Here is a 12,379-nt window from a genome sequence, read left to right as displayed (position 1 = left end):
TCGTCTCCGCCTCGGGGCGCTGCAGGCGATCCTCTACGTGATGTCGGTCGTGTCGACCGTGTCGGTCTTGCCGCCGCTCCGACAGCGCTGGGCCGACGGGCCCCGCCGGCCCGGGCACCCGCTTGGGGCGCGCCCGGGCCGGCGGGCTGCCGGTGGGGAGCATCGGCGCGGTGCGGGCTCCGCGCCCCGTGGGTCAGGCGAGGGCGGCGTGGTGGCGGCGGGTGACTTCGGGGTGGGCCCTGGTGTAGCCCTTCCACTCGTTGAGGCCGAAGTCGGCGAAGAGCGGGTTGGCCGGGTCCTCGGTGGCGCCGGGGGCGTGGTGGGCGAGCGGGAAGTCGAGCGGCTCGATGTGGGCGTCGAGGCGGGGGTTGTAGAAGAACGGCACCGAGAAGCGCTCGCGGGCGCCGGGCGGGCTGACCACGCGGTGGCTGGTGGCTTTGAGGTAACCGTCCGTGGCCACCTCCAGCAGCTCGCCGAGGTTGACGACGAAGGCGCCGTCGAGCGGCGGGACGTCCAGGAAGGTGCCGTCCGCGCGCTCGACCTGGAGGCCGCCGACGGTGTCCTGCAGCAGCAGGGTGATGAAGCCGTAGTCCTTGTGGGTGCCGACGCCCTGGCCGGTGCCGTCCGGGGCGCTGCCGGGGTAGCGGACCAGCTTGAGGCGCAGGTGGGGGTGGCCCGCGAAGGCCTCGTCGTAGAAGTCGGGGCGGGCGCCGATCGCGGTGAGCAGCTCGTGCAGCAGGCGGCGGGCGACCCCGCCGAGGTGGTCGATCCAGCCGAGCGCGGCGGTGCGCAGCTCGGGGAGCGCCTCGGGCCACTGGTTGGGCCCCTCCAGCCACCAGTACGGGGGCTCGCCGGTGCCGGGGACGTGCGGGGGCAGCTCGGCGCCGATGTCCAGTTGGTCGCGCCAGTCCTGGCTGCCGCCGGTGCGCTCGTCGCCGGTGCGGGTGTAGCCCCGGTAGTGGGGGGAGTTGAGGTTGCTCACGGCGAGCCGGTCGGCCTCGGGGAGTGCGAAGAAGGCGCGCATGGCCCGGGCGAGTGCGGTGGTCTCGTCCGGGGTGACACCGTGGCCGACGAGCTGGAAGAAGCCGACGCCGGTGGCCGCGTCGCGGAGCTCGTCGTGCAGGCGGCGACGGTCCTCCGGGCTGCCGTCGGCGAGCGACAGGTCGATCACCGGGAGGGCGTCCGCCGGGGCGGAGTCGGTGCCGGTCTCGGATATGGGCGTGTACTGCTGCGTCATGTGTGACATCCGCTGGGTCTCGTCCCGGCTGGTCCCGGTGGTCGACCGGGGACGGCCGGAGCAGCGCCTGGTGCGGCGGGTGCTCGGGGAGCCGGGAGGTGGTGGCGGCCGGGCAGGGGTCGCCGGTGAGGGTGGGTGGCGCGAGGTTCAGCCGGAGCGTCGACAGGACATGGTCGTCACGCGGAGCAGGTCCACGTGGCGGCGGCGAACAAGGATGAGCACCTCACCAGCCTAATTGACCCGTTCTGCAGCAGGCGAGCCCCGTGCAGCGGAGGGCAACTCGCCACTTGTCGGTGATCTATCAAGTTGTGCGGAGTGGGTGCCGAGCGCGGGCGATGGCGGCTCCTTTCAGGAGTTGTTGAGGTAGGCCAGGACGGCCAGGACCCGACGGTTGTCGTCATCGGAGGGCTGGAGGTCGAGCCGGACGAAGATCGACGCGGTGTGCTTGGCGACCGCCCGCTCGGTGATCACCAGCTGCTGGGCGATCGCCGCGTTGGACCGGCCCTCCGCCATCAGCGCCAGCACCTGCCGCTCGCGCGGCGAGAGGGTGGAGACCGGGCCGGCCGAGGAGTTGTGGGTGAGCAGTCGGGTGATCACCTCCGGATCCATGACGGTGCCGCCCTGGGCGACCCGCCGGACGGCGTCGATGAACTGGGTGCCGTCCATCACCCGGTCCTTGAGCAGGTAGCCGATCCCGCCGGTGCTGCCGGCGAGCAGCTCGCGCGCGTAGAGCTGCTCCACGAACTGCGACAGCACCAGGACGGGCAGGCCCGGGTGGGCCCGGCGGGCCGCGAGCGCGGCCCGCAGCCCCTCGTCCGTGAAGCCCGGCGGCAACCGGACGTCGACCACGGCGATGTCGGGGCGGTCCGCGGCCACCGCGGCGAGCAGCTGCTCTCCGTCCTCCACCGCCGCGGTGACCTTCATGCCGTTGGCCTCCAGCAGCCGGGTCAGGCCGTCCCGGAGGAGGAAGAGGTCTTCGGCGATGACAACGCGCACGGGATCTCCAGGTTCACAATGGTCGGCCCGCCGGACGGGCTGCTGATCGCGAGCACCCCGTCGAAGGCGGCCAGTCGGCGTTCGGTTCCGCTGAGGCCGGTTCCCCGGGACGAGTCGGCGCCGCCGCGCCCGTCGTCGGTGACCGATATCCGCAACAGCCCGTCACTGTGCCCTATCTCGATCCACACCTGCGAGGCCCCGGCGTGCTTGACCACGTTGGCCAGCAGCTCCGTCACCGCGAAGTAGGCCGCCGACTCCACCGGGGCGGATACCCGGCCGGGCAGGTCGCCGCTGAAGCCGACCGGCAGCGGCATGTCCAGCGCCGTCGCCCGAACCGCGTCGGCCAGGCCGCGGTCGGCGAGCACCGGGGGGTGGATGCCGCGGACCAGGTCCCGCAGCTCGCCCAGCGCCTTCACCGAGGACAGCCGGGCCTCGGCCAGCAGCGGCCCGAGGGCGTCCGGATCGTCCTTCAGCTGCTCGGCCACGGTCAGCAGCATGCCCAGGGCCACCAGCCGGGCCTGTGCCCCGTCGTGCAGGTCCCGTTCGATCCGGCGCAGCTCGGCCGCGCCGGCGTCGATGGTGTCCGCCCTGGTCCGCGCGAGGTGGCTGACCCGGCGGGCGAGCTCGGCCCGCCGGGAGGGCCCGAGCAGGGCCCGGGCGGCCTTCTCGTGGAACCGCAGGACCGGTGGGGCGGCCCACAGCACGGCCAACGGGGCGACGGTCAGACCCATCGCGTAGACGACGCCCAGGGCGAAGAACCGGCCGTTCCGGCCGAAGACCTCCAGGGCGACCGGGGTCAGCAGGACGATCGCGGCGGTGAGCAGCACGGCGGCGCCGGTGAGCAGGGTCCAGGCGAAGTCCCGCCAGATCGCCGGGTCGGTGAGCCAGCCGCCGGTGCGCAGCCGTCGCCAGGGCCCGGCCCCGACCGGCCGACGGTACGGCACCGGGATCGGCCGCCCGCTCCACTTCCCGACCGTCCGCCTGCTCTCCGTCGCGCCCCAGCGGGCCCCGAACAGCCCGAGCACCAGCAGGGAGGGCGCCAGCCAGAGCGAGCCGGACCGGCCGCCGGGCGCGGCACCCCCGTAGAGGTGCGTCGCCAGCAGCGCTATCGCCCCCGGGGCGAACAGCGCGGCGCCGACCGCCCGGCCGCCGCCCCCGGTGGCCCAGCAGAGCGCCCAGAGGGCGACCGGCCCCATCGGCACCAGCAGGATCAGCGGTCCGCCCGGGTGGAGGTCCAGGGGCTCGTCCGGTCCGAACAGCGCGGAGGCCAGCAGGACCGGCCCCGCCAGCAGCGCGAGGAAGCCCGTCACGGCCAGCGTCGCCGCGTACCAGGCCCGCACCCCGTCCGCGCACGCCCGGCCGACCCTCAGGGCCAGTTCTTCCAGCACTCCCGCGTTCATGACGCGCCCCCTCTCCCTTCCGCGGCCCCCGTCCGGGGACCTCGGAGCCGCGGGCCCGGAGCGGCGGACCCGAAGCCGTCGCCCCGAAGCCCCGCGGACCCCGGTTTCGATCTTTCGATGGGTCAGTCTGCCCGTCCGGGTCGCCCGGCGCTCTAGGCCTGAACACCCAGTTCGGGGTGTATCTGGATACACCCCGCAGAGGCCGTCCAGACGGCTGTCGGCACCCCGCCGCGGATTCGTAGCGTCATGTCCCGTCAGCCGGCCCGGGGTTCCCGGGGCCGGACCCCGAACCGTGGAGGGCCCGTGAACGCGCCGATCATCCGGATCCGCGGCGTCAGCAAGACGTACGACCGATCCGACGCCGCCCGTCCCGCCCTGGCCGGGCTCGACCTGGAGGTCCGGGCCGGCGAGGCGCTGGCCGTGCTCGGCCGCTCGGGCAGCGGCAAGTCCACCCTGCTGAACCTGGTCGCCGGCCTCGACCGCCCGAGCGAGGGCGAGGTGGAGGTGGACGGCGTCGCCGTGCACCGGCTCGGCGAGGCCGCGCTGGCCGAGTACCGGCGGGCGCGGATCGGCATGGTGTTCCAGTTCTTCAACCTGCTGGACGACCTGACCGCGGAGGACAACGTGCTGCTCCCGGCCCAGCTCGCGGGGATGCGGCGGGAGCCGGCCCGGGCCCGGGCCGGGGAACTGCTGGAGCGGCTGGGAGTGGCCCGGCACGCCAAGGCCTTCCCCGGCCGGCTCTCCGGTGGCGAGCGCCAGCGGGTCGCGGTGGCCCGGGCGCTGATGAACCGTCCGCCGCTGCTGCTGGCCGACGAGCCCACCGGAGCGCTGGACACCGCCTCGGCCGCCGACGTCCGCGACCTGCTGCGCGGGCTCAACGCGGAGGGCCAGACGATCCTGCTGGTCACGCACGACACCGCGCTCGCCGACGCCTGTGCCGACCGGACGATCGAACTGCTCGACGGCCGGCTGGTCCGGGACACGGCGGCCGCGCCGGTGCCGGGCGGTGGCCGATGAGCGCGCTCGGCAAGGTGGTGCGCGCCGGGGTCGGCCGCCGGCGGGTGCAGACCCTGGTGATGGTGCTCACCACGATGGTGTCCGTGACGGCGTGCATCCTCGCGCTCGGGCTGCTGGTCGCCGCCCAGGGCCCCTACCAGCGTTCCTTCGCGGACCAGCGCGGTGCCCACCTCAACGTGCTGTACGACCGGGAGAGAGCGAGCCCCGCCCAGCTCGCCGGGACGGCCCACGCGCCCGGCGTGACGGCCACGGCCGGCCCCTACCAGGCGGTGACCGTCCAGCCGCGCTCCGGCCCCGACACCCGGATCCCGCCGGCCGGGAGCCCGCTGCCGCCGATGACGCTGGTCGGCCGTGCCCAGGACGGCCCACTGGACGGCCTGCGGATCACCGAAGGCCGCTGGATCGAGGGCCCCGGTGAGGTGGTGTTCCTGGACGGGCACTCCCCGCTGGCGGTCGGCGACAGCATGGAGTTCCCGGACCGGCCGGGGCACCCGACGCTCAAGGTCGTCGGCCTGGCGGCCTCGGTCTCCTGGAGCGCGGACGGCTGGGTCGCCCCGGAGCAGGTGGCCGGGCTGGCGGCGCCCGGCACGGTGCCCGCGGTCCAGTACCTCTACCGCTTCGCCCACGCCGACGACGACGCCGAGGTGGCCGCGGACCGCGCCGCGCTGGCCGCCGCCGTCCCCGGCGACGCGCTCGCCGCGGTCACCTCCTACCGGTCCGCCCGGGAGGAGGCGAACCGGACGGCCTCGACCTTCGTCCCGTTCGTCACGGCCTTCGGGGTGCTCGGGCTGGCCATGTCGGTGCTGATCATCGGCGTCGTGGTCAGCGGCGCCGTCAGTGCCGCCACCCGGCGGATCGGCATCCTCAAGTCCCTGGGCTTCACCCCCGCCCAGGTGGCACGCGCCTACGTCGGCCAGGCGCTGATCCCCGCCGGGCTCGGCACGGCGCTCGGCGTGCTCCTCGGAAACCTGCTCTCCGTACCGGTCCTCGGGCTGGCCCACAAGGCCCTGCGCGGCGGGCTGCTCGGCATCCCGGTCTGGGTGGACGCCGTGGTCGCGGTGGCGGCGCTGGCGGCCGTGGCGGGCACCGCGGTGGTACCGGCCCTGCGGGCCGGGCGGCTGCGGACGGTGGAGGCACTCGCGGTCGGCCGGACGGCTCCCGGCGCCAAGCGGGCGGCCGCCCGTCGCACGGCCGGCGGGGCGGGGGCGGCGGGTCCGCTGTCCCGGGCGCAGGACCTGATCGGCCGGCTGCCGGTGCCACGTGCGTTCAGCCTCGGGCTGGCCTCCCCGCTCAACCGGCCGGGCCGCTCGGCGACCACCGGTGCCGCCGTGGTGCTCGGCACGGTCGGGGTCACCCTCTGCGTCGGTCTGACGCTCTCGCTGAGCTCCATCCAGGAGGGCCTGACGGCCGACCGCGCGGGCAAGGTGGTGGTCCAGGTCCCGATCGAGGGCGCCGCGCAGCCCGTCGACCACGTGGACGAGGCGGCCGTGGCCAAGGCCGTCGAGTCCCGAACGGGCACCCGCGCCTGGTACAGCACCGCCCCGGCCCCGGTCGCCCTGGCCGGGAACACCGGGCGCTCAGAGGTGGTCGCGTTCAGCGGCGACGCCTCCTGGAGCGGCTTCCAGCTGGTCTCCGGCCGCTGGTTCCACGGCCCCGGCGAGGTGGTGGTGGCCGACGCCTACCTGCGGGCCAACGAGGCGAAGGTCGGTGACACCGTCACACTCACCGACCACGGCCGCAGCACCCCGGCGAAGATCACCGGCGAGGTCCTGACCACCAACGACGTGGTGTTCACGGACCGGGCCACGCTGGCGCCGCTCGGTGGCGCGATCCACGCCGAGGCGCTCACCTTCCACATCGACCTCACCCCGGGCACCGACGCGCAGTCCTACGCGGACGGGCTGGACCAGGCCGTGAAGCCGATGGGCCTGGGCGCCGAACCCGGCGGGGAGCACCTCAACATCGTGGTGCTGGCGATGAACACCCTGGCGGGCGTGCTCACACTGCTGCTCTCCGTGGTGGCGGGGCTCGGGGTGCTCAACACCGTGCTGCTGGACACCAGGGAACGGGTGCACGACCTCGGGGTGCTCAAGGCGCTCGGGATGGCGCCCCGGCAGACGGTCGGCATGGTGCTCACCTCGGTCTGCGGCAGCGGGCTGGCGGCCGGATTGATCGGAGTCCCGATCGGTGTCCTGGTGCACCACCAGGTGATGCCCGCGATGGCCCGGGCCGCCGGAATCGGGGTGCCGGACGCCGACCTCGCCGTGTTCGCCCCGCCGGTGGCGGGGCCGCTGATACTCGGCGGCCTGGTGCTGGCCCTGCTCGGCGCCGCCCTCCCGGCCACCTGGGCGGCCCGCACCCGGACGGTCACGGCGCTGCGCACGGAGTGACAAGGAGGAAGGACCAGGAGCGGAGCCACCCGGCGTCCGGCCCGGTCCGGGAGCCCCCCGTAAGGCTCCCGGACCGGACCGGACCGGGTTGGGCCAGGCCGGGTCGGTCCGGCTCGACCCGGCTCAGGACAGCCGCGCCGCCGCGTACTCCTCCATGGCGGCACGCTGGTACGCGGCCAGGCCCGGGGCGATGGCCTCGTACGCGGCGCTCCACTGCTCGTTCTCGGTGCAGGAACGGGCGATCGCCAGGTACTCCTCGGCCGGAACCGAACGGATGGTGCGGAGCAGTTGGTACTCCTCGTCGATCTTGCTCTGCACGGGCTCGGCGCCGGCCGGGTGGCCGGCCGCCATCAGCTCCGCCAGGTGGATCATGCGGGCGGTCCGCTCGCGCTGTCCGGCCTCGATCTCGGCCGGAGACATCGCGGCGGTCGCGCGCCGAGCCGCCTCGGCGTGCTCGGGGAAGTCGCGCAGGCTCGCGTCGACGTCGTCGGGCTGGATGCCCTCGAACAGGTTCTCGGGGCGGTTGATGGTCATGGGCGTGCCGTCCTTCCGGGAGCGTTCCAGGTCGGCGATCGTGCGGGAGACAGTGGTGGCCAGGGCGTCGAGCCGGTCGCGCTCGGCGACCAGCCGGTGGCGGTGGCCCCGCAGGGCCTCCAGCTCGTCCACCTGATCGCCCAGGATCCGGGCGATCTCGGTCAGCCCCACGCCCAGTGCCCGCAGTACCAGGATCTGTTGCAGTTGGAGCAACTGCCGTTCCTCGTAGTAGCGGTGGCCGTTGGAGCCGATCCAGGCCGGGGGCAGCAGCCCGATCTCGTCGTAGTGCCGCAGCGTCCTGGCGGTCACGCCGGACATCCGGGCCACTTCGGCGATGGGCCAGGCCATGGCCGCCTCCCTCGTTCTCCATGTCCCCACGTTCGCGTGGACCGGGGCCGGTTCTCCGGCCCTGGTCACGACGGTAGAGGCTGCCGTTGCGGCAGCTTCAAGCCCGAGACTCCCGCCGGTTTACCCGCTGCCGCACACCGCCGCACACCGCCGCGCGCCGCCTGTGCCTCTCTACCTCGCCTGCCTCTATGCCTCGCCGGGCCACGCCTCGCCGAACCAGTCCAGGGACTGCCCGTGCGGCCCGGTGAAGGCCACCGGCCGCTCGTCCAGCGCGAGCGCGAACAGTCCGGAGCCGACCGGGGCCGGGCGGGGGAGGCGTCGGGCGACGGTCGGCAGCACGGAAACCGCCTCGTTGGAGATCCAGTGCCCGGGCAGCTCACGCATCGTCGCCGCGAACTCCTCCCGCTCCTCCGGCGACAGGTACGCGAGCACCGCGCTGTGGAACACCACCGGCGTCGACCCCGCCGGGGCCCGAGCCACCAACTCGCCCACCGTCGCGTTGAGATCGCCGCGCACCAGCAGCGGCGGTTCGGCCCGGGCGACCCGGGCGGCGCCGCGCAGCCGGTCCAGCCGGTGGGTCTGCTCGGGCCAGACCAGCGACTCCAGCCAGCGCACGTCCTCCTCGGCCCGCACATCCAGCGGATTGAGGTCGATCCCGGCCCGCCACACCACCTCGGGCAGCCGCTCCCGCAGGGATCCGGGGAACGGCACCGGACCGCTCACCGCGCAGTCCAGCGTCACCGGGCTCGCCTCGGCGCCGAACTCGGCGACCGGGGTACCGGCCCGGCTGCCGTTGCCGCTGCCGCTGCCGCTCTCGCTCCCGCCCCCACTCCTGCGCCCGTCTCCGGCCACGTATCGGTACCGGTACCGATACCGATACCGGTCCGGGTACAGGCAGAGTCCGGCCGAGGCGCCGACCTCGATCAGGGCGAGCGGCTGCGGCAGCGCGGCCAGCAGCGGCAGCAGGGTGGCGCAGCGGCCCGCCTCGTTGGTCTGCGTCCGCCGCTCCAGCATCGTCGCCGAGACCCCGGCCCAGTGCTCCGCCGTCCAGCCGTAGAAGGCCGGCCAGCCCTCCGTCACCGGCCCGCCCAGGTGCCGGACCGCGCCGAACAGCAGGTTCGGCTGCCGCTTCGCGATGGGCAGCCCGTCCAGCAGCGCACACAACTGCCGGTCCTCGGCGACGCGTTCGGCCAGCTCCTGGTAGATCGGCGAGTTGCCGTGCGCCTCCCTCTCCGCGAACGCGCGGTAGAGCTCCCCCGTATCGCTGCGCATCCCTCGCAGCTCCCTTCGACGCCTTCTCAAGTGATCGAATCGGCTCAGCCTACGCCTGGCCCGTCACACCTCCCGCAGCACGTCGACCGGCCCGTCACACCTCCCGCAGCACGTCGACCGGCCCGTCACCCCTCCCGCCGCCCGCAGCGTGTCGACCGGCGGGCCGGTGCACCGGCGCCCCGGCCACCGCCCGTCACCAGAGCCTGGCCGGGCGAAGCGCTCAGCCGAGCAGGCCGCCCATGTGCCCGTCCTCGGCGAGCAGTCGCCAGGAGCAGCCGGGCGAGGCGAACGCCTCCGGGTCGACGGTCTCCACCAGTCGGTCCACCACCGCGCTCAGCAGCGCCTGCGGATCGAACACCGCCCAGGTGCCCCGGGCCCGGCCGTATTCCCAGCGGTCCCACTCGGCGCGCAGCCGCTCGTACGTCCAGAGGGCGTAGAGCAGGGCGGACAGGTCGCGGTTCAGGTAGGCCTCGGGGTGGCCGTCGTCGTACCAGTCCGGCAGCTCCAGCCGGCCGGTGGCGCAGTCCAGGGCGATCGTGAGGTCGGTCGGCCAGTCCCCGAGGGCGAGGTAGTCCCGCTGGTACGGCCGTTCCTCCTCGCCGTCGAAGTACTCCGGGTACGCCTCGCCCATGGTGACCAGCGGTTCCTCGCACACCCCGAACATCGCCCCGCCCAGCGGCAGGCCGACCTCGGTCAGCAGCCGCCGGGTCGGCTCGTGTACGAGAGCGGCGGGCAGCTCCTCGGGCCGGAACCGGTGCACCCGGCCGGGGCCGCCGTCCTGGTCCGTCAGCGCCGCCAGCTCCGCCACCAGCTCCGGGGTCGTCTCGTACGCGGGCCCGCCCGGCCCGCCCGGCAGCGCGCCCCAGCCCAACGCCCGCACCAGCAGCGCGGTGCCCCAGTGCGGGGGCGGCGCGGACCCGTCGTCGAACAGCCCGGGATCGATCTCCCGCATCCGCCGCTCGGCCCCCGCCAGCACCTCGGCCACCACGGTGGGCCCGCGCCGCCCGTCCAGCGCCTCCGGCCGCCGGGCCCCCTCGGCCACCGCGTCCACCTCGCGCACCAGGCCCGCCAGCGCGGCCACGCCGGAGGCCAGCAGGTCGCGCCGCGGGCCACCGTTGTCCAGGAACACCTCGCCGGTCACCCCGTCCAGCAGCACCAGGCTCCCGCCGGCGGCGAACGGCGTGCAGTACTCCGTTTCCCCGAGGACGAACAGCCGCTCCGCCTCCGCCGGGAACGCCGTCAGCTCCCCGTCCCCGAGGGCCTCGAAGTCCAGGAACGCCCCGGTCGCCGGAAGCCCCTCCCGCACCAGGAAGTCCCGACTCCCCGCGTGCACCACCTCACCCGGCAGCTCCGCTGCCCGCACAAACCCCACGTGCCCCAACCCTTTCCCTGCCTGCCCCGTGACCCACAGACCCTAGCGGCCCGGCCCGACAACACCGAGGACTCCCGAGTGGGGGAGGGGTGTGGCGGCGGGTCGGTGTGAGCGGCCGGCCGGGGGCGGGGTGGTTCGGTTGGTCGCCCGGGGCGCTCGCCGTGTGGGGGCGGAGGGGAGCGCGCCCGGGCGGCTCACGGCAGCGCGGCCCCGTCGACGTTCCAGTGCTCGGGCAGGTCCGCGTCGCAGAAGACGCAGGCGTAGTGCTCCTCGCGGACGAGGTTGCACCGGGCGCACCGGGGGCAGCGGCGGAAGACCACGGCGTGGGTGAAGGTGTCGGGGTGCGGCAGCCCGAGGCGGGCGAGGGCGGCGGCGACGGCGGGCCAGGACGTGGTGTCGGGGCAGTAGCCGGTGGAGTGGTTGCTGACCGTCTCGACCTCCCATCCGCCCGGTGACCGCCGGAACCCGATCTCCCCGGCGCTCAGCACCAACTCCCCGCCCGCACAGTCCACATGCTCGCTGCGGCGCGGAGCGAGCCGCAGCGCGCCGCCGAGGTCGACCGCGAAGGTGAACGGTTCCGCGAGTTCCTCCGCCGACCGCCCCTCCACCCAGGCGGCGAACTCGCCTTCCGTCCGCAACCGTTGACCGCCACCACCGGTGCCGTCGCCCGCTGCCCACAGCTCCGGCGGCCCCACGTACCGGTACGCCCTCCCGAAGCCGTCCGCCACCTCCGCCTCGATTCCGCGCCCGGCCAGCCGCGCCCGCCAGTACGCCATCTCGACGGCTGTCCCGCTGAGGCCGAAGTCCCGCAGCTCGTCCAGGAGTTCCCGCGCCTGCCGGAGTGTGATGCCCGCTCCTTCGCGGAGCGTCCGCAGCGCGGCCACCGGGTCGGTGAGCGGCCCGGTGAGCCGGAGCCGGGCCGGTCCGTGGGCGGTCAGCAGCGTCTCGCGGACGTCCTGGGGTGCCGCCTCCGGGCCCGCGTCCTCGCAGCAGGCGGCGCCGCACTGCGGGCAGAAACGCTCGGCGTCCCACCACAACTCCCGTCCGTGCAGCAGGAACTGTCCGAAGCTCCGGACCGCGTCGCCTCCGCAGTCCGCGCACCGGACGGTCACTCTCGCACCCTGTTCCGTACCCGTCACGCCGGAGGTCCCCATGCCCGACACCCTAGGGAGCCGCTTCGCTGCCGCTCCACCCGGCCCGTAGAGTGCGGGGATGAAGCGCTACCTGCTGACCGGCACCCCGGGGGCCGGGAAGACGGCGATCCTGCGGTGGCTGGAGTGGGCGGGCCATCCGGTGGTCGAGGAGGCCGCGACGGACGTCATCGCGCTGCGGCAGGCCCAGGGCGAGCCGGAGCCGTGGACGGACCCGTCGTTCGTGGACGCGGTGGTCGACCTGCAGCGGCGGCGGCAGGAGGAGGCCGTCGGCCGACCGGGGGAGGTGCGGTTCTTCGACCGCTCGCCGGTGTGCACGTTCGCCCTGACGGTGTACCTCGGCCATCCGGTGACCCGGGCCCTCACCCGGGAGCTCGACCGCATCCGGGAGGCGGGGGTGTACGAGCGCAGGGTGTTCTTCGTGGAGAGCCCGGGCTTCGTCACCCCGTCCGAGGCCCGGCGCATCTCGTACGAGGAGTCGCTGCGGTTCGAGCGGATCCACCGGGAGGCCTATGCCGGGTTCGGGTACGTGTGCGTCCCGATCGCCCCGGGGCCCCTCGCCGACCGGGCGGCGGCCGTGGTGCGGCACGTCGGCGCGGACGTGGCCCCGCACGAGAGCTGACGGCCCCGGCCCCCTCGGCCCCTCTGGCCCCTCGGCCCCT

General features: G+C 74.8%; 10 protein-coding genes. 3 read left to right on the top strand and 7 right to left on the bottom strand.

The window, feature by feature from the left end; translation table 11 throughout:
* Window positions 1-193: 193 nt before the first annotated feature.
* The 3 genes from ACZ6EM_RS33305 to ACZ6EM_RS33295 form a co-directional block, all read right to left on the bottom strand.
* The gene (locus ACZ6EM_RS33305) at window positions 194-1,237 is read right to left on the bottom strand and encodes an isopenicillin N synthase family dioxygenase (protein ID WP_359900096.1); all 1,044 of its coding nucleotides are present in this window, start codon (window positions 1,235-1,237) and stop codon (window positions 194-196) included.
* 348 nt (window positions 1,238-1,585) lie between these two features.
* The gene (locus ACZ6EM_RS33300) at window positions 1,586-2,233 is read right to left on the bottom strand and encodes a response regulator (protein ID WP_380538753.1); all 648 of its coding nucleotides are present in this window, start codon (window positions 2,231-2,233) and stop codon (window positions 1,586-1,588) included.
* Window positions 2,185-3,633, bottom strand: a complete 1,449-nt coding sequence (locus ACZ6EM_RS33295; RefSeq protein WP_401049158.1) for a sensor histidine kinase — start codon at window positions 3,631-3,633, stop codon at window positions 2,185-2,187. The genes ACZ6EM_RS33300 and ACZ6EM_RS33295 overlap by 49 nt, the downstream gene beginning before the upstream one ends.
* Before the next feature lie 303 nt (window positions 3,634-3,936).
* On the opposite strand from ACZ6EM_RS33295, the gene ACZ6EM_RS33290 reads away from it, so the two are divergent.
* Window positions 3,937-4,650 carry an ABC transporter ATP-binding protein gene (locus ACZ6EM_RS33290; RefSeq protein ID WP_401049160.1) on the top strand — a complete coding sequence of 238 codons (714 nt, stop codon included), beginning with the start codon at window positions 3,937-3,939 and terminating at the stop codon, window positions 4,648-4,650.
* Window positions 4,647-7,040, top strand: a complete 2,394-nt coding sequence (locus ACZ6EM_RS33285; protein WP_452177213.1) for an FtsX-like permease family protein — start codon at window positions 4,647-4,649, stop codon at window positions 7,038-7,040. Before ACZ6EM_RS33290 ends, ACZ6EM_RS33285 begins: the two co-directional genes overlap by 4 nt.
* A 123-nt stretch (window positions 7,041-7,163) precedes the next feature.
* Here the strand turns inward: ACZ6EM_RS33285 and ACZ6EM_RS33280 are convergent, their stop codons facing one another.
* The 4 genes from ACZ6EM_RS33280 to ACZ6EM_RS33265 all read right to left on the bottom strand — a co-directional run bounded on the left by ACZ6EM_RS33280 (window position 7,164) and on the right by ACZ6EM_RS33265 (window position 11,678).
* Window positions 7,164-7,922 carry a MerR family transcriptional regulator gene (locus ACZ6EM_RS33280; protein WP_452177212.1) on the bottom strand — a complete coding sequence of 253 codons (759 nt, stop codon included), beginning with the start codon at window positions 7,920-7,922 and terminating at the stop codon, window positions 7,164-7,166.
* Window positions 7,923-8,108: 186 nt separating this feature from the next.
* Entirely contained in the window at window positions 8,109-9,194 is a 1,086-nt protein-coding gene (locus ACZ6EM_RS33275; RefSeq protein ID WP_465774003.1) for a DUF2332 domain-containing protein, read from the bottom strand.
* A gap of 220 nt (window positions 9,195-9,414) precedes the next feature.
* Window positions 9,415-10,557, bottom strand: coding sequence for an SUKH-4 family immunity protein (locus tag ACZ6EM_RS33270; protein ID WP_465774005.1), 1,143 nt, complete (start codon window positions 10,555-10,557; stop codon window positions 9,415-9,417).
* A gap of 203 nt (window positions 10,558-10,760) precedes the next feature.
* Window positions 10,761-11,678 carry a hypothetical protein gene (locus tag ACZ6EM_RS33265; RefSeq protein ID WP_465774002.1) on the bottom strand — a complete coding sequence of 306 codons (918 nt, stop codon included), beginning with the start codon at window positions 11,676-11,678 and terminating at the stop codon, window positions 10,761-10,763.
* Window positions 11,679-11,778: 100 nt separating this feature from the next.
* On the opposite strand from ACZ6EM_RS33265, the gene ACZ6EM_RS33260 reads away from it, so the two are divergent.
* Window positions 11,779-12,339: an AAA family ATPase gene (locus tag ACZ6EM_RS33260; protein WP_465774001.1), complete on the top strand. Its 561-nt coding sequence runs from the start codon at window positions 11,779-11,781 to the stop codon at window positions 12,337-12,339.
* Window positions 12,340-12,379: the final 40 nt, after the last annotated feature.

It is taken from the genome of Kitasatospora sp. NPDC041917, from assembly GCF_055589745.1.
Note: the sequence above shows the minus strand (reverse complement) of the source record. Positions and strands in the feature narration are given on the sequence as shown.